The organism is Pseudomonas paraversuta, from assembly GCF_904067025.1.
Lineage (GTDB): Bacteria > Pseudomonadota > Gammaproteobacteria > Pseudomonadales > Pseudomonadaceae > Aquipseudomonas > Aquipseudomonas paraversuta.
The window spans coordinates 3018356-3041589 of the sequence record NZ_CAJFDA010000001.1 but is presented as its reverse complement, the minus strand read 5'-3'; the positions used below and the strand labels follow the sequence as shown (position 1 = coordinate 3041589).

2 protein-coding genes and 2 pseudogenes are annotated in these 23234 nt (G+C 66.3%); all 4 read left to right on the top strand.

The annotated features are described in order from the left end of the window. The first annotated feature begins 2 nt into the window (after positions 1–2). The 4 genes and pseudogenes from JQ848_RS13670 to JQ848_RS13660 all read left to right on the top strand — a co-directional run bounded on the left by JQ848_RS13670 (position 3) and on the right by JQ848_RS13660 (position 23233). The gene (locus JQ848_RS13670) at positions 3–3149 is read left to right on the top strand and encodes a non-ribosomal peptide synthetase (protein ID WP_202210838.1); all 3147 of its coding nucleotides are present in this window, start codon (positions 3–5) and stop codon (positions 3147–3149) included. 48 nt (positions 3150–3197) lie between these two features. Beyond that, positions 3198–7748: pseudogene (locus JQ848_RS23095) on the top strand (amino acid adenylation domain-containing protein); the annotation flags it as partial. A gap of 15 nt (positions 7749–7763) precedes the next feature. Beyond that, positions 7764–10832 (top strand): annotated as a pseudogene (locus JQ848_RS23090) (amino acid adenylation domain-containing protein); the annotation flags it as partial. A gap of 86 nt (positions 10833–10918) precedes the next feature. Further along, positions 10919–23233 (top strand): non-ribosomal peptide synthetase, encoded by a 12315-nt coding sequence (locus JQ848_RS13660; RefSeq protein WP_202210836.1) that lies wholly within the window; start codon positions 10919–10921, stop codon positions 23231–23233. Position 23234 lies beyond the last annotated feature (1 nt).

Below are 23234 nucleotides of genomic sequence, written 5' to 3'. Positions count from 1 at the left end.
TGATGAATGATTTGAGTCTTGATTTGACCGCACCACAGACCCTGGCCCTGAGCCCCGAGCAGCGTGCCTGCCTGCTCGGCCATGATCCGGCCCGGGCTGACGCCGGCAGCCATCGACTGCGCCTGGCGCTGACTGCGGCACAGGTGCCGGCGGACATCCAGGCGGCCCTGCAAGGCTATTCGGCGAGCCAGCCGATTCTCGCCGCCTGCTGGCTGCAAGTACCGGGGTTGCGTGGTTGGCGTCAGGCCTTGCCCAATCAGGGTGGGGCAATACGCTGGGTCGGGCTGGACACCCAGGCAGCGGCCTTGAACCTGGCCCCGGACGAGGTGCTGGCGGTCAGCCAGCGTACCCTGGCCAACGGCGGGGTCGAGCTGGAATTCGTTGCCGCTGCCCTGGCCCTGGACCCACCGAGCCTGGAGCAACTGGTGGCTGAGGTATTGGCGCTGGCCAATGGTGAGGCGCCGACCTTCAACGAAGTGGGCTACGAACACTATGTGCAATGGCGCCAGGACATGGCCGCCGATGCAGACGCTGCCCAGGGCCGTGCCTATTGGCAACACGCCGGGGTTGATCCGGCCCGGGGTGACGCCCTGCATCTGGGCCTGCGCGGCAACCCGCAGCCCTCAGGGGCGCTGCGTCAGACCCTGCAGCTGGAAGTGCCGCTGTCGGATCTGGGTGGCGCCCTGGCCCTGGCCGACTTCCTCGGCCAGCCTCTGGACTTGGTGCTGCAAGGCTTGTGGTGGGTGCTGCTGGGGCGCCTGAGCGGTCAGCGCGGTTTTGTCGCTGGCTGGTTGCATGATTGCCGCAGCGACTACGACCACTTCGAGAACACCCTGGGGGTGTTCGAAAAAATCCTGCCGTTGCGGGTCGAGCTGGACCCGGCGCGCCATCTCGGCGAATGGTTGCAACAGGCCGAAGAACGCCTGGGGGATCATCTGGGCTGGCAGGAGTACTGCCCGATCGAGGCGCCCACCAGCGCCGCGCCGCTGCTGGCGGGGTTTGTCTTTGAACAGGCGCACATCGATCCACGCCAGGTGCTTGCCTATCCGCACCGGGGGGCCTTCGAATTGTTGTTGAGTGCCCGGGTCCGGGGCCAGACCCTGTTCCTGAATATCCAGGCCAATGGCGCGGCCTACAGCGCCGCCAGTATCGAGGTGCTGCTGGAACAGTACCGCACCCTGCTGCAACAGCTGCCGGGTGATGGCGCCGTGACCCTCGACGACCTGGAGCCGGTGGGCGCCCGGGAGCGCCAGCGGCTGTCGGGCCTGGCCCCGCAGCAGCCGGTGCAGAGCAATGAGGGGCTGGCGCAGTGTCTGGCCCGGCATGCCCGGCAAACCCCGCAGGCCATGGCCCTCAGCGATGGCCGGCAGCAGCTGGATTATGCCGGCTTGCAGCAGACCGTCACACGCATGGCCGGCTGGTTGCAAGGGCAGGGTGTCGGCGTGGGGCAATGCGTGGCCATCGAGACCGAGCGCTCGTTGCAAGGGGTGCTGCATATCCTTGCGGTGCTGGTGGCCGGGGCTTACTACTTGCCGCTGGAACCGGCCTGGCCGGCGGAGCGCCGTCACGATCTGTTGACCCGCGCCGAACCGGCACTGGTGCTGTGCGATCCGGCGTCCAGCAGTGCTCACGGCCCCTGGCCGAGCGCCAGTCTGGAGCAGGCGGGCAGGGATGCCGAATTGCCGTTCCAGGCACCGCAACTGACTGACCGGCACCTGGCGTACCTGCTATTTACGTCCGGCTCGACCGGGGCACCCAAGGGCGTGCTTGTGGAGCACGGCGCGCTGGGCAACTACGCCCGCTCGGCCAGCGCAGCCCTCGGTCTGCAAGCCGGCATGCGCCTGGCACTCACCAGTCCGCTAAGCGTCGACCTGGGCCACACCTTGCTGTTCGGCGCCTGGCAGGTCGGCGCCGGGCTGGTCATCGCCGCCGCGGAGGATCTTGTGGATGGCGCGGCATTCAGCCGCTTTTTGCTTCGGGAACGACCGGACGTGGCGAAATTCGTGCCTTCGCACCTGGCGGCCTTGCTCGAAGGACATACCCCGCCGTTGCCCGAAACCCTGATCCTGGGGGGCGAAGCCACGCCGCAACGTCTGGTGGAGCAACTGTTCAAGCGGGCGCCGGGCTTGCGCCTGTTCAACCACTACGGCCCCACCGAAACCACGGTCGGGGTGATGTTTCACCCCCTGCGGGCCGACGCCCCGGACCGCGATGAGCGGGTGCCCCTGAGCCGTGTCCTTGACGGCAATCGCGTGTACCTGCTGGACCAGCGCCTGCGACTGGTACCCACCGGTGCCCTGGGTGAGCTGTACATCGGCGGAGCCCAGCTATGCCGTGGCTACCTGGGGCAAGCCAGTGCCGAGTGCTTTATCGAGGATCCGTTCCTGGCGGGGCAGCGTCTGTATCGCTCCGGCGACCTGGGCCGCTATCGGGCCGAAGGCGGCCTGCAACTGGTTGGCCGTCAGGACCAGCAGGTCAAGTTGCGCGGCCAGCGCATCGAGCTGGGTGAAATCGAGGCGGCGCTGCTGGCCTTGCCCGGGGTCGAACAGGCTGTGGCCCGGCTATGGTCGCCCGGCGATGGCGCGGCCAGCCTGATCGCCTATGTGGTGCTCAACGAGGATGCCGCTGAGGGTGCCCTGGAACAGTTGCCCCGGGCTCTGGCCGCGCGCCTGCCTGAAGCCCTGTGCCCGGCGCGCTTGCTGGCCATGCCGAGCCTGCCCCGTCTGGCCAACGGCAAGGTCGATCGCTCAGCCTTGCCCGATCCGGGCCAGCAGGTACCCCGGCAACCGGTACGGGCCCCCACCAGCGAACTGCAAGCCTGCCTGCGCGATGCCATGGCCGAATTGCTGGAGTGTCCGCCGGACGCTTTGGGGGTGGACCACGACTTCTTTGAGGCCGGTGGCCACTCACTGCTGGTGATCAAGCTGGTGGCACGCCTGCGCACGATGTTCAAGCTAGAAGTCGCCCCCGGGCTGGTGTTCGATCATCCCAGTGCCGCCGGTCTGGCCGAGGCCCTCGGTGAACTTGCAGAGCCCCTGCGTCTGGAAAAGATCGCTCGCCTGCGCCGCGAGCTCGACAGTCTCAGCGATCAACAACGCGCCGAGCTACTGGCCCAGGCCCGCGCCGCCCGGGGCCTGACGACCCACTGAAAACAGGCCGGCTGAGGCCGGCTTTTTTTATTCCGCACTGGATTGACCATGACCGATATCGACCGCGACCTATTGCTTGCCCTGTTACTTGATGATGACGCGCCAGCCGCACCCGTCGGGCCGGGCCGGCGCACCGAGCCGGGGCCGGCGCCGCTGTCATTCGCCCAGCGCCGCTTGTGGTTTCTCCAGCAGTACGAAGTACAGAGCCCGGCCTATAACTCGGCCCGGGCGCTGCGGATTCAGGGCCGGCCGGATGTCGGGGCCCTGGAGGCCGCCTTGCGCCGCCTGATCGAGCGCCATGCCAGCCTGCGCACCCGCTTCGTGCTGGTGGATGAGCAGCCGCTGCAGGTCATCGAACCCGCTGTGGATTTTCATCTTGAATGCGTGACCCTGGCGGCCGGCGCCGACCTGCAAGCCGAACTGCGCCAGCGGGTTGCCGTGCCGTTTGACCTCGGTTGCGCACCGTTGCTGCGGGCCAGCCTGTTGTGCGACGGCGAGGGGGCGGTGTTGCTGTTGTGCTTGCACCACATCGTCGCCGATGCCTGGTCCAACCCGTTGCTGATCGCCGACCTGGGCCGGGCCTATGCCGCGGCTCTGGACGGCAATGACCGGCCGTTGCCGGGTTTGCCCCTGGAGTACGCCGACTACGCGACCTGGCAGCGCCAGCACTTTGCAGGCCAGGGCGCTGCTGCAGGCCAGGGCTACTGGCGCCAGTACCTGGGCCAGGAGGTGCCGGTGCTGGAATTGCCCAGCGACCGCCCGCGCAGCGCAGCGCCACGGCTGCAGGCCGCGCGCCATGATCTCCGGCTGCCGGACGCTGTGGCCCGGGCGCTGCGTGAATGGTGCCGGGCGCAACATTGCTCGCCCTTCGTGCTACTGCTGGGGGCCTGGCAAGTACTGCTGGCGCGCTACAGCGGCCAGCGCGATTTCGCGGTCGGTGTGCCCAACGCCGCACGCAGCCATGCCCAGGTCCAGGAGATTGTCGGGTTCTTCGTCAACACCCAGGTCTATCGCGCCCGGCTCGATCCGCAACTGACCACCCGCGAGCTGTGCAGCCGCCTGCGGGATGAAAGCCGGATTGCCCTGGAACACTCGGACTTTCCCTTCGAGTGCGTGCTGGACGGTCTCAACCTGACCCGCGACCTGCGCCACACGGCGCTGTTCCAGGTGCTGTTCAACTTCCGCCACTCACGGGACGCCCAGCCCTTGCAGTTGCCGGGGCTGGAGGTGGAGGTGCTGGATGTCGAGCTGGAAAGCGCGCGTTTCGACCTGACCCTGGATGTTATCGCCGGCCCCGACGCCATCGATTGTCGTCTGGAGTATGTGACTGAGCTCTACGACGCCCCGACCATTGAGCGCCTCGGCCAGCACCTGTGCCAGCTGCTGCAGGGCATGCTCGCAGCGCCCGACCGTCCGGTGTTCAGCCTGCCGTTGCTGGACGCGGACGAGCAGGCGCAGCTCACTACATGGAACGCGACAGCGAGTCGCTACCCCGAGTACCCGAACCTTCCTGCCCTGATTGCGCAACAGGTGCGTGCCACCCCCGATGCCCTGGCACTGGTGTATGGCCACACGCAACTGAGCTATGGCGAGCTGGATGCCCGGGCCAATCAGCTGGCCCATTGGCTGCAAACTCAGGGCGTTGGTCCGGATGTACCGGTGGCGGTGTGTGCCGAGCGTTCCGTGGAACTGGTAGTCGCGTTATTGGGGGTGATCAAGGCCGGTGGCGCGTACCTGCCACTGGACCCGGATCTGCCCCTTGAGCGTCTGCAAGGGATGCTGGCCGACAGTGGCAGCCCGTTGTTGCTGACCCAGAAACACTTACTGGAGAAGTGGTCCGGCGCTGCCGAAGTACCGGTACATGCACTGGAAAACCTGGCGCTGGCGACCCAGCCGCAGACCGCGCCCCAGGTCGATATCGCCCCGGAAAACCTGGTGTACTGCCTGTACACCTCGGGCTCCACCGGCAAGCCCAAGGCCGTCGGTAATCGCCATGCCGGGTTGCTCAATCGCCTGCAATGGATGCAGGCCGAATACGGATTAAATGCCAGCGATCGGGTGCTGCAAAAAACCCCTTACAGCTTCGACGTCTCGGTCTGGGAGTTCTTCTGGCCGCTGCTCAGCGGCGCGGCACTGGTGATGGCGCCGCCGGGTGCCCATCGCGATCCACAGGCCTTGCGCGAACTGATTGTGGAGCACGGCATCACCACGCTGCACTTCGTGCCGTCGATGTTGCAGGCCTTTGTGTCTGCCGGCGAACTGCCCCTTTGCACCTCACTGAAGCGGATCATATGCAGCGGTGAAGCCTTGCCGGCCGAGTTGCAGCGTCAGGTGCTGGGACAAACCGCCAGCCAGTTGCACAACCTCTACGGCCCGACCGAAGCGGCCATCGACGTCACTTTTTGGGCCTGCCGCGAAGACGGCAACAGCGTGCCCATTGGCCGCCCGATCGCCAATACGCAAATCCATATTCTTGATCCCGATCTCAATCCGCTGCCGGTGGGCGTGGCTGGCGAGCTGTACATCGCCGGGGTCAATCTGGCCCGGGGTTATCAGGGGCGTCCTGCGCTGACCGCCGAACGCTTTGTCGCCAATCCCTACGGCGCTCCCGGGGAGCGCATGTACCGCAGTGGCGACCTGGCACGCTGGCGCGCCGACGGTGCCATCGATTACCTGGGCCGTCTCGATCATCAGGTGAAATTGCGCGGCCTGCGTATCGAACTGGGGGAGATTGAAGCGCTGTTGCTGAGCCACGCCAATGTTCAGGAAAGCGTGGTCATAGCCCGGGACGACAAGCTGATCGGCTACTGGGTGGGCGCTGCCATCGAGGAAGAAGCACTCAAGGCCCATCTGGCCCGCCACCTTCCTGAATACATGGTGCCGTGGCGCCTGCTGCAATTGCCGGCGCTGCCGCTGTCGGCCAACGGCAAGCTGGATCGCAAGCAGTTGCCGCAACCCCAGGGGCAGGTGACCGAAGACTATGTGGCACCCGCCAGCGAAATCCAGCAGGCCCTGGCGACCATCTGGGGCGAGGTGCTGGGTCAGGAACAGGTCGGGATCAGCGACAATTTCTTCGAGCTGGGGGGCGATTCCATTCTGTCCCTGCAAGTGATCAGCCGGATGCGCCGCGCCGGTTGGCAGCTCAATCCGCGGGACCTGTTCGAGCATCAAACCATCGCTGCCCTGGCCCGTGTCGCTGTGCCTCTGGAGCAGGCCAGCGCTGACAGCGGTCCGGTTCAGGGCGCGGCCCCGGTCACCCCGATTCAGGCGCATTTTTTCGCCCAGGCGGTGCCGGTTGCGGGCCACTGGAACCAGGCATTATTGCTGCGCCCGCTGCACAGCCTGGAGCCCGCTGCTCTGGATGAGGCACTGACCGCGCTGTTCGCCCACCACGATGCTTTGCGCCTGCAATTCCGGCAGCTGGACGGGCAGTGGAGCGCCAGTCATGGCACCGACGCCCCCGGGTTGCTGGAGTGCTTGACTCTGAGCCGGCCCGAGGCGATCAGCGCCGTATGCGAAGCGGCCCAGCGCGGTTTTCAATTGGGTCAGGGGCCTTTGTTCAAGGCAGTGCTGATGCAACTGGGCGATGGCCAGCAACGGCTGTTGCTGGTGGCCCATCACCTGGTGGTGGATGGCGTGTCCTGGCGCATCCTGCTCGAAGATCTGGCACAGCTTTATACCCAGGCGCTGGCCGGTTCAGCGCTGCATCTGGCTGCGCGTACCAGCAGCTTCAAGGCCTGGGGCGAGCACCTGGCAAGCTGGCAGCGCCAAGGGCTGGGCGACAGCGAGCTGGCCTACTGGCAGGCGTATGCCGAGACCACGGCAACCCCGTTGCGGGTGCCGCGGCCCCAAGGCAGCCGTGCCCTCGGCGCGACGGCCCGGGTGCAGGTGCAGCTCGACCCGGCGCGGACCCGCGCCTTGCTGGGGGCGGCCCACGCGGCCTATCGCACGCGGATCGATGAACTGCTGCTGGCCGCGCTGGCCCGTACCCTGTGCCAATGGAGTGGTCAGCCGGCACTGGACATCCTCCTGGAAAGTCACGGCCGCACACCGGGGCCCGATGCCCCGGCCCGACTGGACCTGAGCCGCAGCGTCGGCTGGTTCACCGCCCTGTACCCGTTGCGCCTGGCCCCCGGCAGCCGCGCACCCGGTGAAGCGATCAAGGCGATCAAGGAACAAGTGCGCCAGGTGCCCGGCCAGGGCCTGGGCTACGGCGTGTTGCGCTATCTGGGCGAGGACGATCTGGCCCGCCGGCTGGCGTCCCGCACGGCGCCGCAAATCACCTTCAACTATCTGGGGCAGTTCGACCCGGGCCGCCTGGCCGACGGCCTGTTCGACCTGGCCGGGGAACACCTGGGTGCGTCCCTGGACCCGAGTGCCGATGCCGACAGCGAATGGGTGATCACCGGTCAAGTGCGCGACGGCTGCCTGCAACTGAGCTGGCGCTATGGCTGCGAGCGTTTCGACAGCGAGCTGGTGCAAGGTCTGGCCGAGGACTACCTGGCGAGCCTGGGCACGCTGATCGACCATTGCCTGAGCCCCGGCGCTGCCGGGGTCACACCCTCGGACTTCCCGCTGGCGAGCATCAGTCAGGCGCAACTGGACGCACTGCCGGTGGCCGCCGCCGACCTCGAAGACCTTTACCCCTTGTCACCGCTGCAACAGGGCATGCTGTTTCATGCCCTGCAAGGCGCCGCGGGCAGTGCCTATGTCAATCAGGTCTGCGTGCCGCTGAGCGATGTCGATGGCCTGCGCTTCGCCGCAGCCTGGGAGCGGGTCAGCCATGAGCACGGGATCCTGCGGGCCGGTTTCGCCTGGGAAGGCGACTTGCCCCAGCCCCTGCAATGGATCCACCGCCAGTTACCTTCGCCGGTGCGCCATCTTGACTGGCGCGAACGCGGCGCCGAACAGGCGCGCCTGGAACTGGCCGAACTGGCCGATGCCGAGCGCGATCAGGGCTTCGACCTGCGCCGGCCACCGCTGCAACGGGTGTTGCTGGTGCGTCTGGGCGAAAGCGCCTACCAATTGATCTGGACCCGCCATCACATCCTGCTCGATGGCTGGGCCACGGCGCGCCTGATCGAAGAAGTGCTGTTGCATTACCGCGGTCAGACGCCCGCGGCGGGGGCCAGCCGCTACCGCGATTACCTGGCCTGGCTGGGCCGTCAGGATGGCGCGTCGAGCCAGCAATTCTGGAGCCAGCAACTGTGCGAGCTGGAGCAACCGACCCTGCTGGCCGATGCCTTGCCGGCGGTGCCGGCCCGCAGCGGGCATGGTGACCTGCGCCTGCAACTGGCCCCGGACGTGACCTCGGCGCTGGGGGTGTTTGCCCGACGCGAGCGGGTGACCCTCAACACCTTGCTGCAAGGTGCCTGGAGCCTGTTGTTGCAGCGCTACAGCGGGCAGCGCAGCGTGGCTTTCGGCGCCACTGTGGCCGGTCGCCCGACCGCCCTGGCCGATGCGGAGCGCGTGCTGGGGCTGTTTATCAATACCTTGCCGATCATTCAGGCGCCCGGGCCGCAGCGCTTGCTGGGGGACTGGCTGCGGGATTTGCAATCGCTGAACCTGGCGGTACGTGAGCATGAACATACGCCGCTGTTCGATATCCAGCGTTGGGCCGGGCAGGGTGGCCGGGCGCTGTTCGACACTGTGCTGGTGTTCGAGAACTACCCGGTGGACAGCGCCCTGCGCAGCGGCAGCGGCGTTCAATTCGGCCAGGTGATTTCGCGGGAAACCACCCATTACCCCTTGACTGTGGTGATCCACGCGGGTGACACCCTGGACCTGCAATTGAGTTACCTGTTGAGTGCCTTCGACCCTGCCAGCGTGGCGCGCCTCGGTGAGCATTTGCAGAACCTGCTGCTGGCCATGGCGGCCGAGGCGCAGGGGCCGTCAAAGGTGCGCCTTGGCCAGTTGCAGATGCTCGATAACGCAGAACAGCAGCGGCTCTCGCAGTGGAACGCGACCCGGTTCAACTATGCGCAGTACCCGAGCCTGCCAGCCTTGATTGCCGAACAGGTGCGCGCCACCCCCGATGCCCTGGCGCTGGTGTATGGCGACACGCAACTGAGCTATGGCGAACTGGATGCCCGGGCCAATCAACTGGCCCACTGGCTGCAAACTCAGGGCGTTGGCCCGGATGTACCGGTGGCGGTGTGTGCCGAACGCTCGGTGGAGCTGGTGGTGGCACTGCTGGGGGTGATCAAGGCCGGTGGCGCGTATCTGCCGCTGGACCCGGACCACCCGCGGGAGCGGTTGCAAGGGATGCTGACCGACAGTGGCAGCCCGTTGTTGCTGACCCAGGCGCACCTGCTGGACAGCTGGTCCGGTGCTGCCGGGGTACCGATGCATGCACTGGAAAACCTGGCGCTGGCGACTCAGCCGCAGACTGCACCCAAGGTCGATATCGGCCCGGAAAACCTGGTGTACTGCCTGTATACCTCGGGTTCCACCGGCAAGCCCAAGGCCGTCGGTAATCGTCATGCCGGGCTGCTCAATCGTTTGCAATGGATGCAGGCCGAATACGGCCTGAACCCCGGCGACCGGGTGCTGCAAAAAACTCCTTACAGCTTCGACGTCTCGGTCTGGGAGTTCTTCTGGCCGCTGCTCAGCGGCGCGGCACTGGTGATGGCACCACCCGGTGCCCACCGTGATCCACGGGCCTTGCGCGAACTGATTGTGGAGCACGGCATCACCACGCTGCACTTCGTGCCGTCGATGTTGCAGGCCTTTGTGTCTGCCGGCGAACTACCCCTTTGCACTTCGCTGAAACGGATCATTTGCAGCGGAGAAGCCTTGCCGGCCGAGTTGCAGCGTCAGGTGTTGGGACAAACCGCCAGCCAGTTGCACAACCTTTACGGCCCGACCGAAGCGGCCATCGACGTCACCTCCTGGGCCTGCCGCGAGGACGGCAACAGCGTGCCGATCGGGCGCCCGATCGCCAACACGCAAATCCATATCCTCGATGCCGATCTCAATCCTGTGCCGGTGGGGGTGGCGGGCGAGCTGTACATCGCCGGGGTCAATCTGGCCCGGGGCTATCAGGGCCGTCCGGCACTGACTGCCGAACGCTTTGTCGCCAACCCCTACGGTGCTCCCGGCGAGCGCATGTACCGCAGTGGCGACCTGGCACGCTGGCGCGCCGACGGTGCCATCGACTACCTGGGTCGTCTCGATCATCAGGTCAAGTTGCGCGGCCAGCGAATCGAGCTGGGCGAAATCGAGGCAGTGTTGCTGGCCCATGCCGCGGTGCACGAATGCGTGGTGATAGCCCGGGACAATCAGCTGCTCGGCTACTGGGTCGGCACCGACGCCGACGAAGCCGCGCTTAAATTTCATCTGGGTCAGCACGTTCCTGAATACATGGTGCCGTGGCGACTGCTGCAATTGCCGGCGATGCCGCTCTCGGCCAACGGCAAGCTGGATCGCAAGCAGTTGCCGCAGGTCGAGGCGCAAGCCGCTGCCACTGGCTATGTCGAGCCCCGCAATGACGCCGAGCGCGCCCTGGCCAGAATCTGGTCCGAGGTGCTGGGTGTGGAGCGGGTCGGTGTGACGGATGACTTTTTCGAGCTGGGCGGGCACTCGCTGCTGGCGACCCGCCTGGCCTCGCAGATTCGCCACCAGTTAGGCGTACAGATTCACCTCGGCGCGGTGTTCGAAACACCGACGGTCGAGGCGCTTGCTCGGCACCTGGAGCACATTCCGGCGCACGCCCCCGAAGATGAGGTGGACGCCATGACCCAATTGCTGAATGAACTGGAGCGCATTGAATGAATGACCTGAGCCAAGCCCGAGGCCCCAGCCACCGTGACGATCCGTTGCGCCCGCTGGCCGAACGGCTCAATGCTCTTCCAGGGGAAAAGCAGCGGCTGTTCCTGCAACAGCTGCGGGAAAAAGGCATCGATGCCCGGCGTCTGCCAATAGTCCCGGCACCTGCCGGGGCTGCGGGTGCGCTGTCCTACAGCCAGCACCGGCTGTGGCTGCTGTGGCAACTGGAACCGACCTCAAGCGCTTATCACATTACCGGCGGGCTGCAACTCACCGGGGAACTCAACGAGGCGGCGCTGGACGCTGCCCTGGCCGATATCGTCGCCCGCCACGCAGTACTGCGCAGCGACTTTCCCGAAGAGGGCGGCGAGCCCCGGGTGCGGGTACATGACGCCGCTGAGTGCGGGCTGGTATTCGCTCGCGAAGACCTCAGCGAATTGTCGACCCGGGCCCGGGACGCGGCCTTGATGCGCCTGGCCCAGGATCAGGCGCGGCAACCCTTCGACCTGACCCTGGGGCCTTTGCTGCGCCTGTGTCTGGTGCGTTGCGCCGAGCAGCGTCACGCCTTGCTGGTGACCCTGCATCACATCGTTGCCGACGGTGTGTCGATGGAGCTGTTTGTCCAGGAAATGGCCAGCGGTTATGCCCGTCACCTGGGGGGCGACGCCAGCCCTTTGCCCGACCTCGATGTGCAATACAGCGACTATGCGCGCTGGCAGCGGCTGTGGCTGGAGTCCGGCGAGAGCGAGCAGCAACTGGCCTATTGGCGCGAGCGCCTGGGTAGTGAGGAACCGGTGCTGGAGTTGCCGGTGGACCACCTGCGTCCCGGCTTGCCCAGCTACCGCGGGGCGCGGGTCGGCAAGACCTTGCCCGATGCCACCAGCAGGCGCTTGCGCCAGTTCGCCCGGGAGCAACAGGCCACGCCGTTCATGGTTCTGCTGGCCGCCTACGGTGTGTGGCTCAGCCGCCTGTGCGGCCAGGGGCAATTGCGGGTCGGGATCCCGGTGGCCAATCGTCAGGCGCAAGCGACCCAGGGTTTGATCGGTTGCTTCGTCAACACTCAGGTCTGGCCGCTGCAGATCTCGCGCCGCCAATCCTTTATCGATCAGCTCAAGGCTGTGCGTGAGCAAGCGTTGCAGGCCCAGGCCCATCAGGACCTGCCTTTCGAACAATTGGTCGAAGCGCTGCAACCCCAGCGCAGCCTTGGCCGCAACCCGCTGTTCCAGGTGCTGTACAACCACTTGCAGCGCGGCGACAGCCAGTTGCAGGCGGGCGGGCTGGTGTTCGAGCGCCTGGAGCAGGCTGCCGAAACCGCTCAGCTGGACCTGGCCCTGACCACCGAGGAAAACCCTCAGGGTCAGATTACGGCCACCTTCAGTTACGCCACCGACCTGTTCGAAGCGTCCACCGTGCACGCCTGGCACACGCATTTTCTGTACCTGCTCGAGCAATTGCTGGAGCAGCCGCAACGCGCGCTGCATGAACTGCAGCCGCTGACAGCGGCGGAGCAACAGCAACTGACAGGCTGGAATGCCACCCGCGAAGACTATCCGCAGTACCCGAGCCTGCCAGCCCTGATCGCCGAACAGGTGCTTACCACCCCCGATGCCCTGGCGCTGGTGTATGGCGACACGCAACTGAGCTATGGCGAGCTGGATGCTCGGGCCAATCAACTGGCCCACTGGCTGCAAGGCCAGGGCATTGGTCCGGACGTACCGGTGGCGGTGTGCGCCGAGCGCTCGGTGGAATTGGTGGTGGCGCTGCTGGGGGTGATCAAGGCCGGTGGCGCGTACCTGCCACTGGACCCGGATCTGCCCCTTGAGCGTCTGCAAGGGATGCTGGCCGACAGTGGCAGCCCGTTGTTGCTGACCCAGAATCACTTACTGGAGAAGTGGTCCGGCGCTGCCGATGTAGCGGTGCATGCACTGGAAAACCTGGCGCTGGCGACCCAGCCGCAGACTGCACCCAAGGTCGATATCAACCCGGAAAACCTGGTGTACTGCCTGTACACCTCGGGCTCCACCGGTAAGCCCAAGGCGGTGGGCAACCGCCACGCCGGGTTGCTCAATCGCCTGCAATGGATGCAGGCCGAATACGGCCTGAACGCCAGCGACCGGGTGCTGCAAAAAACCCCCTACAGCTTCGACGTCTCGGTCTGGGAGTTCTTCTGGCCGCTGCTCAGCGGCGCGGCACTGGTGATGGCGCCACCGGGTGCCCACCGTGATCCACAGGCCTTGCGTGAACTGATTGTCGCGCACCGCATCACCACGCTGCACTTCGTGCCGTCGATGTTGCAGGCCTTTGTATCGGCGGGTGAACTGCCCCTTTGCACTTCGCTGAAGCGGATCATTTGCAGCGGTGAAGCCTTGCCGGCCGAGTTGCAACGTCAGGTGCTGGGGCAAACCGCCAGCGAGTTGCACAACCTCTACGGTCCGACCGAAGCGGCCATCGACGTCACCTCCTGGGCCTGTCGCGAAGACGGCAACAGCGTGCCCATTGGCCGCCCGATCGCCAATACACAAATCCATATTCTTGATCCCGATCTGAATCCGCTGCCGGTGGGCGTGGCAGGGGAGTTGTACATCGCCGGGGTCAATCTGGCCCGGGGTTATCAGGGGCGTCCTGCGCTGACCGCCGAACGCTTTGTCGCCAATCCCTACGGCGCTCCCGGGGAGCGCATGTACCGCAGTGGCGATCTGGCGCGCTGGCGCGCCGATGGCGCCATCGACTATCTGGGCCGTCTCGATCATCAGGTGAAATTGCGTGGTCTGCGTATCGAACTGGGGGAGATTGAAGCGCTGTTGCTGAGCCACGCCAATGTTCAGGAAAGCGTGGTCATAGCCCGGGACGACAAGCTGATCGGCTACTGGGTGGGCGCTGCCATCGAGGAGGATGTCCTCAAGGCCCATCTGGCCCGCCACCTCCCTGAATATATGGTGCCGTGGCGCCTGCTGCAATTGCCGGCGATGCCGCTGTCGGCCAACGGTAAGCTGGATCGCAAGCAGTTGCCGCAACCCCAGGGGCAGGTGACCGAAGACTATGTGGCACCCGCCAGCGAAATCGAACAGACCCTGGCGACCATCTGGGCCGAGGTGCTGGGCCAGGATCAGGTAGGGCTTGGCGACAACTTCTTCGAACTGGGCGGCGACTCCATCCTGTCCCTGCAAGTGATCAGCCGGGTGCGTCAGGCCGGCTGGCAACTGAGCCCCCGGGACCTGTTCCTGCACCCGACACTGGCGGCCCTGGCCCGGGCGGCGCGCTGCGTGACCCAGGGTGGCGAGCTGCAGCAGGCGGTAACGGTCGGCCCGGCGCCACTGACACCGATCCAGCAGTATTTTTTCGGCCAGGATATCCCGCAGCGTCAGCACTGGAACCAGTCGGCGTTATTGCGCCCGTTGCAGGCGCTGCAGGTCGAACCCCTGCGCGCCAGCCTGGCGGCCCTGGCCCAACAGCATGCCAGCCTGCGCCTGCGCTACGAACAGGACGCCATGGGCGTCTGGCAACAAGGCTACAGCGAGCACTGCGCCGAGGACTGGCTGGTGGAAGTGGATGCCCCGGACGCCGAGGTGTTCCTGCGCGAGGCCGAGCGCTTGCAGACCAGCCTGGATCTGGGCCGCGGCCCTCTGCTGCGGGCCGCCTTGCTGACCCTGGGGGATGGCAGCCAGCGCCTGCTGATCGTGGTTCATCACCTGGTGGTGGACGGCGTGTCCTGGCGTGTCCTGGTGGAAGATTTGCAGCAGGCCTATCGCCAGCTGACGGCCGGCCAGAGCGTGACCCTGGCACCGGTGGGCGCCAGCTTCGCCCAGTGGGGCCAGCGTTTGCAGGCATTCGCCGCCAGCCCGGCGCTGCTCGATGAACTGCACTACTGGTGCGCGCAGACCGCAGGGCAGCCGCTAATGGCTTTGGGCTGTGAAGGCCAGGCCGTGGAGCGCCGCCTGCGCCTGCCGGCGGAACTGACCCGGCGTTTGCAAAAAGAGGCGCCGGCGGCCTATCGCACGCGTCTGGATGAATTGTTGCTGGTGGCCCTGGCCCGGGTCCTGTGCCGCCAGAGCGCACAGGACGGCCTGAGCGTCGAGCTCGAAGGCCATGGCCGCGATGCGTTGCCCGCACCTTTCGGCGAAGGCCTGGATATCGAGCGCAGCGTCGGCTGGTTCACCAGCCTGTACCCGGTGCGTCTGAGCCCGGGCCCGGGGGATCTGGGCTCGGCGATCAAGGCGATCAAGGAACAACTGCGTCAGGTGCCGAACAAGGGCATCGGCTACGGCGCGTTACGCTATCTCGGCCCGGCGTCTGCCCGGGCATTGCTTGAGGCACAGCCACGGCCACAGGTGATGTTCAACTACCTGGGGCAGTACGACACCAGCCTCGATGGCCAGCGCCTGTTTGCCCTGGCCGGCGAACCCCAGGGCCGCCAGCGCGACGATGCTGCACCGCTGAGCCATACCTTGACCCTCAACGCCCGCCTGGTGGAAGGCCAGTTGCAATTCGACGGCCGCGCCGATGCCCGGCACTACAGCGCTGCGCAGCTGGAAGCCCTGCTGGACGACCTGCGCGCCGAGCTGAGCTTGCTTGGCGCCTATTGCCTGATCCCGGAAAACGCCGCGCTGACCCCGGCCGATGTGCCGCTGGCGGGCTTGAGCCAGGCCCGGCTCGACGCTTTGCCCCTGGCGGCCCGCGATGTCGAGGACCTGTACCCGCTGTCGCCGCTGCAACAGGGGCTGCTGTTCCACAGCCTGCAAGGGGATGCCCGGTCGGCCTACGTCAACCAGATCGACGTGGTGCTCGAAGGCCTCGACCTGCAACGCTTCCTGCAGGCCTGGGAAACCACGGTTGAGCAACACGCGACCTTGCGCAGCCTGTTCCTCTGGGAAAGCGGGCTCGATACGCCGTTGCAAGCTGTATTGCGCCGTGGCCCGGCCGTAGCGCAATTGCACGACGCCCGTGGGCTCAGCCAGCAAGAGCTGGATGATTGGGCCCGCCGCGAACGCGCCGAAGGTTTCGAGCTGGACCGCTTGCCGCTGCAACGGGTGCAGTTGCTACGTCTGGACGCCACTCGCTGCCGGATGATCTGGACCTTCCACCACATCCTGCTGGACGGCTGGAGCAGCGCGCGACTGATCGGCGAAGTGCTGCAACATTACGCCGGTGAACGGCCGCGAGCACCCCGCAGCCAGTATCGCGACTACATCGCCTGGCTCGGCGCCCAGGATGAACAGGCGGCCGAGGCCTGGTGGCAAGGGCGTCTGGCAACCCTGGATGGCCCGACTTTGCTGGCCCAGAGCCTGCCGCCCCGGGACACCCGGGACCTTGCTCAGGCCCTCGGTCACGGGGTGATCCGTGGCGGTCTGTCGGCGGCAGACAGCCAGCGCCTGCGCCAGTTTGCCCGGCGCCAGCGGGTGACCCTCAATACCCTGGTGCAGGGCGCATGGATTCTGCTGCTGCAAACCTACACCGGCCAGTCCCGGGTGGTGTTCGGCACCACGGTCTCGGGCCGTCCTGCGGCCCTGGATGATGCCGAAGCGGTGGTCGGCCTGTTTATCAATACCGTGCCGGTGATCGCTGGCGGTGCTCCGGCACAGCCGGTGGGCGACTGGTTGCGCGAGCTGCAGGCCAGCAGTGCCGATGCCGGCGAGTTCGAGCACACTCCGCTGGCCGATATCCAGCGCTGGGCGGGGCTCAGCGGCCAAAGCCTGTTCGACAGCCTGCTGGTGTTCGAGAACTACCCGGTCGATCACGCCATGCGCCAGCGCAGCGGCGTGCGTATCGAAGCCTCCAGCACCCTTGAAGCCACCCACTATCCGTTGTCCCTGGCGATCTTCGCCGGCGAGACCCTGGACATCACCTTTGGCTACCGCCGTGATGCGTTCGCCCCGGAGCGGGTCGAGGCCCTGGCCGGACACCTGCAGCAGCTGTTGCTTGGCCTGTGTGCCGATGCGCTGCAGCCGTTGGCCGCACTCAGCCCGCTGAGCGCGGGCGAACAGGCTCAACTCATGGCCTGGAGCCGCTCGGACTACGCGGCCCCGGCCTTCACCAGTGTCCAGCAGCGTATTGCTGCCCATGCCGCGGCCGATCCGCAACGCATTGCGCTGATTTGCGAGGGGCAGCAGTTGAGCCGTGGCGAACTGGAGGCACAGGCCAACCGCCTGGCCCATGCCTTGATCGCCCGTGGTATCGGACCCGAGGTTCGGGTCGGGGTCGCTTTGCAGCGTTCCAACCGCCTGCTGGTGGCGTTGCTGGCAGTGGCCAAGGCCGGTGCGGCTTTCGTCCCCCTGGCTCTGGATTACCCGCGCGAACGTCTGGGCTTCGTCCTGGCCGACAGCGGCATGAGCCTGTTGCTCACCGAGGGGATGGCCCTGGATCGCCTGCCGCAAACCCCGGGTCTGGCCATGCTCGACCTCGACCGGCTGGATCTGGACAACTACAGCGATCAGGTGCCCGGGGTTCAGGTGCATGCCCAGAATCTCGCGTACCTGATCTACACCTCCGGCTCCAGCGGCACGCCCAAAGGCGTGGCCGTGGCCCATGGCCCGTTGGCCATGCACTGTGATGCCACTGCGCCGCTGTACGACATGAGCGCCGAATCCCGGGAGTTCCACTTTATCTCCTTTGCTTTCGACGGTGCCCATGAGCGCTGGCTGACTGCACTGACCTGCGGTGCCAGCCTGGTGCTGCGCGACGAAGAACTGTGGTCTGCGGCGCGCACCCTGCAGACCCTGGAAGAGCAGCAGGTCACCAACGCCGGCTTCCCGCCGGTGTATCTGACCCAACTGGCCGCCGAAGCCCGGGCCCGGGGCCGTGCCCCGGCGCTGGATCTGTACTCCTTCGGCGGTGAAGCCATGCCCCAGGCCAATTTCGAGCTGATCCGCCAGACCCTGGCGCCGCGCACCCTGATCAATGGCTATGGCCCCACCGAAACCGTGGTCACCCCCCTAGTGTGGAAGGTGCCGGCCAGTCAGGCCTGCCTGTCGGCCTACGCACCCATCGGCCGTCCTGTCGGCGACCGGCGTGCCTACATTCTCGACGCGCGCCTGCAGCCGGTGCCGGCCGGGGTCAGTGGCGAGCTGTACCTGGGAGGCAGCGGTCTGGCCCGGGAATATCACCGCCACCCGGCCATGAGCGCCGAGCGCTTCGTGCCTGACCCGTTCGGCGCACCGGGGGCGCGCATGTACCGCACCGGTGACCGGGTGTTGTGGGGCGTCGACGGGGTGATCGAATACGTCGGCCGCATCGATCAGCAAATCAAGATCCGTGGTTATCGCATCGAACCCGGGGAGGTCGAGGCGCATATCCAGCAACACCCGCAGGTGCAGACGTGCGTGGTGCTGGCCTTGCCTTCACCCACCGGCCCGCGACTGGTCGCCTACGGCGTGGCCAGCAGCCCGGCCGCCGAGCCGGGCCTGGAAGCGCGGGTCAAGCAGGCCCTGGTCGGGCATTTGCCGGACTACATGATTCCGGCCCGGCTGATCTGGCTGGAGCAGTTGCCGGTGACGCCGAACGGCAAGCTCGACCGGTCGGCCTTGCCGACCCCGGACTGGCAGGTGCAGGACGGCGAATTCGTCGCCCCCCTGGGCGAAGTGGAAACCGTGCTGGCCGGGATCTGGCAGCAGTTGCTGGGTACGGCGCGGGTCGGCGCCAGCGACAACTTTTTTGAATTGGGCGGCGACTCCATTGTTTCCCTGCAACTGGTGGGGCGTGCCCGTCAGGCCGGGGTGCTGTTGACCCCCAAGGATGTTTTCGAGCAACAGACCATTCGTGCTCTGGCCCAGGTGGCCAGGGTTGCGCCAAGTGTGGCCCGGGTCCAGGGCCCGGTGACCGGGCCGGCGGCCCTGACGCCGATCCAGGCCTGGTTCTTCGACAGCCCGATCACGGTTCGCCAGCACTGGAACCAGTCGGTATTGCTGCAACCGCGGGAAAACCTCGACCCGCTGCTGCTGGAGCGCGCCCTGCAAGCGCTGCTGGCCCAGCACGATGCCTTGCGCCTGCGCTTTACCCAGGACGCCCAGGGGGTGTGGCAGCAAAGTCACGCCGACACGGCGGCGGTACCCCTTGAACAGGTACGGGTCAGCGCCCCGGCGCAACTGGCCAGCGTTTGCAGCATCGTTCAGGCCGGCTTGAACCTGAGTGAGGGGCCGCTGTTGCGCGGTCTGTTACTGGACACCGGGGATGGCCAGCGGCTGTTGCTGGCCGCCCATCACCTGGTGGTGGACGGCGTGTCCTGGCGCATTCTGCTGGAAGACTTGCAGCGCGCTTATGGCCAGTTGCAGGCCGGCCAGGCGCTGGATCTTGGTAACAAAAGCAGTGCTTTCCAGCGCTGGGGCGAAGTGCTGCAGGCCGAGGTGCCAGCACGTCTGGCCGAGATGGACTTCTGGCGCGCCACCCTGGCCCCGGGGGCGGTCAGTCTGCCCTTGCTGGACCCGGCGGGCAGTCGCCGCCGCGATCAGGTGCGCGAGTGCCAGGTGCGGCTTGACCAGTCGTTGACCCGGCAGTTGCTGACCCGCGCACCGCTGGCCTATCGCAGTCGCGTCGATGAACTGCTGCTCACCGCTCTGACCCGGGTGGTGCTGCGCGAAACCGGTGGCGAAAGCCTGCTGGTCGGCCTCGAGGGCCATGGCCGCGAAGTGCCGGCGGGCTGTAGCGATGTGGACCTGAGCCGCAGCGTGGGCTGGTTCACCAGCCTGTATCCGGTGCGTCTGCAAACCGACCCGGGCGTGGCTGCGGGGGTGGCGATTCGCGGGATCAAGGAACAACTGCGCCAGGTGCCCGACCAGGGCATGGGCTACGGCTTGCTGCGCTATCTCGGCGAGCCCGGGGTGCGCGCCGAGCTGGCTGATGCCGCGCAACCGTCGATCACCTTCAACTACCTGGGCCAGACCGATCGCGGCCTGGATCACCAGGCCTTGTTCAGCATCGCTGCCGAGCGCGGCGGTGACGATCAGGCGGCCGATGCACCGTTGGGCAACGAATTGATCATCAATGCCCAGGTGCGCCAGGGTGAATTGCAGATGAACTGGCAATACAGCGGCGCGCGGCTGTCCAGGGCCTGGGTCGAGGGGCTGGCCGCTGCTTGCCGGGATGAGTTGCAAGGCTTGATCGAACATTGCCTGAACCCCGACGCGCAACGCTTCACGCCGTCGGACTTCCCGCTGGCGGCGCTGGATCAGGAGGCCCTGGAGCGCCTGCAACTGCCCGCCGATACCGAGTTGCTCTATCCGCTGTCGCCCTTGCAGCAGGGCATGTTGTTCCATGCCTTGCAGGCCCCCGGCGAAAGTCATTATCTCAACCAGTTGAGCCTGGCCATCGACGGCCTCGACGCCACGCGCTTCGCCCAGGCCTGGGACAGCACCGTGGCCCGGCATGACGTATTGCGTACCGGGTTCCTCTGGGAAGGACTGGACCAGCCATTGCAGGCCGTGCGCCGCAGCGTGCCGTCGCCGGTGCGCCTGCTCGACTGGCGCGAGCGCAGCGACCGGGTCACGGCGGTGGAGGATCTGGCCCGGGAAGAGCGCGAGGACGGTTTCGACCTCGCCCGGGCGCCCTTGCTGCGGGTGTTGCTGGTGCGCCTGGAGGATGAGCGCTACCAATTGATCCTCAGCAGTCATCACCTGTTGCTCGATGGCTGGAGCTCGTCGCGGCTGATCGCCGAGGTCTTGCAGCACTACCGGGGCACACCGCCCGCCGAAGTGGCGGGGCGTTTCGTCGATTACCTGCAGTGGCTGCAACAGCGTCACCCGGCCCAGCGTCAGGCCTTCTGGCGTGAGCGTCTGGCCGGGCTGGACGCGCCGACCCTGCTGGCCAATAGCGTCGAGGGTGCAGCCGTGGGCAGTGGTCACCGCCAGCACCACTGGCAGTGCGATGCGCAGCAGACCGCGCGGCTGGTGGCCATCGCCCGTCGCGAGCGGGTGACCCTCAACACACTGGTGCAAGGTGCCTGGAGCCTGTTGCTGCAACGCTACAGCGGCCAGGCCACGGTGGCGTTTGGCGCCACGGTGGCCGGGCGACCGGCGCAACTGGTGGATGCCGAACGTACCCTGGGGCTGTTCATCAACACCTTGCCGGTGATCCAGACGCCGCCGGCGCAACAGCCCCTCGGGGATTGGCTGCGCCAGTTGCAGGCCTTCAACAGCGCGTTGCGCGAGCATGAACACACGCCCCTGTTCGAGATTCAGGGCTGGGCCGGGCAGGGCGGGCAGGCCCTGTTCGACACCTTGCTGGTGTTCGAAAACTATCCGGTGGAACAGGCCCTTGGCGAAGCCAGCGGTCTGGCTTTCTCGCCGCTGCAGCGCCACGAAACCACGCACTACCCGCTGACCCTGGTGATCCATGCCGGTGCGCAGTTGCAGATCGAATTCAGCTATCGCCGGGACGCCTTTGCCGAAGCCGACGTGGTGCGCTTCAGCGAGCACCTTGGCGGTTTGCTGCAACAGTTCGAAGACAGCACCCGGCCCCTGGCCAGCCTGACATTGCTGAGCCCGGCCGAGACCCGCCAGATTCAGACGTGGAATGCCACCGCCAACCGCTACCCCGAGCATCCGCACCTGGCGGCGATGATTGGCGAACAGGTGCGCGCCACCCCCGATGCCTTGGCACTGGTGTATGGAGACATGCAACTGAGCTATGGCGAACTGGATGCCCGGGCCAATCAACTGGCCCACTGGCTGCAAACTCAGGGCGTTGGCCCGGATGTGCCGGTGGCGGTGTGTGCCGAACGCTCCGTGGAGCTGGTGGTGGCACTGCTGGGGGTGATCAAGGCCGGTGGCGCGTATCTGCCGCTGGACCCGGACCACCCGCGGGAGCGGTTGCAAGGGATGCTGGCCGACAGTGGCAGCCCGTTGTTGCTGACCCAGGCGCACCTGCTGGACAGTTGGTCCGGCGCTGCCGGGGTACCGATGCATGCACTGGAAAACCTGGCGCTGGCGACTCAGCCGCAGACTGCACCCAAGGTCGATATCGGCCCGGAAAACCTGGTGTACTGCCTGTATACCTCGGGTTCCACCGGCAAGCCCAAGGCCGTCGGCAATCGTCATGCCGGGCTGCTCAATCGTTTGCAATGGATGCAGGCCGAATACGGCCTGAACCCCGGCGACCGGGTGCTGCAAAAAACCCCTTACAGCTTCGACGTCTCGGTCTGGGAGTTCTTCTGGCCGCTGCTCAGCGGCGCGGCCCTGGTGATGGCCCCCCCCGGTGCCCACCGTGATCCGCAGATATTGCGCGAATTGATCGTCGAGCACGGCATCACCACGCTGCACTTCGTGCCGTCGATGTTGCAGGCCTTTGTGTCTGCCGGCGAACTGCCCCTTTGCACCTCACTGAAGCGGATTATTTGCAGCGGTGAAGCCTTGCCGGCCGAGTTGCAGCGTCAGGTGTTGGGGCAAACTGCCAGCCAGTTGCACAACCTCTATGGCCCGACCGAAGCGGCCATCGACGTCACGTCATGGGCCTGCCGCGAGGACGGCAACAGCGTGCCGATCGGGCGCCCGATCGCCAATACGCAAATCCATATTCTCGATGCCGATCTCAATCCTGTGCCGGTGGGGGTGGCCGGCGAGTTGTACATCGCCGGGGTCAATCTGGCCCGGGGTTATCTGGGTCGTCCCGGGTTGACCGGGGAACGCTTTGTCGCCAATCCCTACGGTGCTCCCGGCGAGCGCATGTACCGCAGTGGCGACCTGGCGCGCTGGCGCGCCGACGGTGCCATCGACTACCTGGGCCGTCTGGATCATCAGGTCAAGTTGCGCGGCCAGCGAATCGAGCTGGGAGAGATCGAAGCAGTGTTGCTGGCCCATGCCGCGGTGCACGAATGCGTGGTGATAGCCCGGGACAATCAACTGCTCGGTTACTGGGTCGGCACTGAGATCGACGAAGCGGCACTTAAATTTCATCTGGGTCAGCACGTTCCTGAATACATGGTGCCGTGGCGCCTGCTGCAATTGCCGGCGATGCCGCTGTCGGCCAACGGCAAGCTGGATCGCAAGCAGTTGCCGCAACCCGAAGGGCAGGGCGCGAGCAGCGGCCATGTAGCGCCGGGCAGCGATGCCGAACGGGCGCTGGTGGCCATCTGGCTCGAAGTACTGGGGCTGGAGCAGATCGGCGTCACCGACAGTTTCTTCGAACTGGGCGGGCACTCCCTGAGCGTCATGCAAGTGCGTGCCCAACTGCAGCAGCGCCACGGTTGTCACCTGCCGATCAACGCCTTCTTCGATCACGTCACCGTGCAGAAGTTGGCCCTACAACTGCCGGGCGATTTGTTCGCTGCGGCGGTCGAGCATCGCGAGCGCCTGGATGACATGGCCCGCTGGCTGGATGAAATCGAGGTTTGAG

Coding starts and splice junctions, on each gene's coding strand:
- JQ848_RS13670 (WP_202210838.1), top strand. CDS start 3: ATGAATGATTTGAGTCTTGATTTGACCGCACCACAGACCCTGGCCCTG.
- JQ848_RS13660 (WP_202210836.1), top strand. CDS start 10,919: ATGAATGACCTGAGCCAAGCCCGAGGCCCCAGCCACCGTGACGATCCG.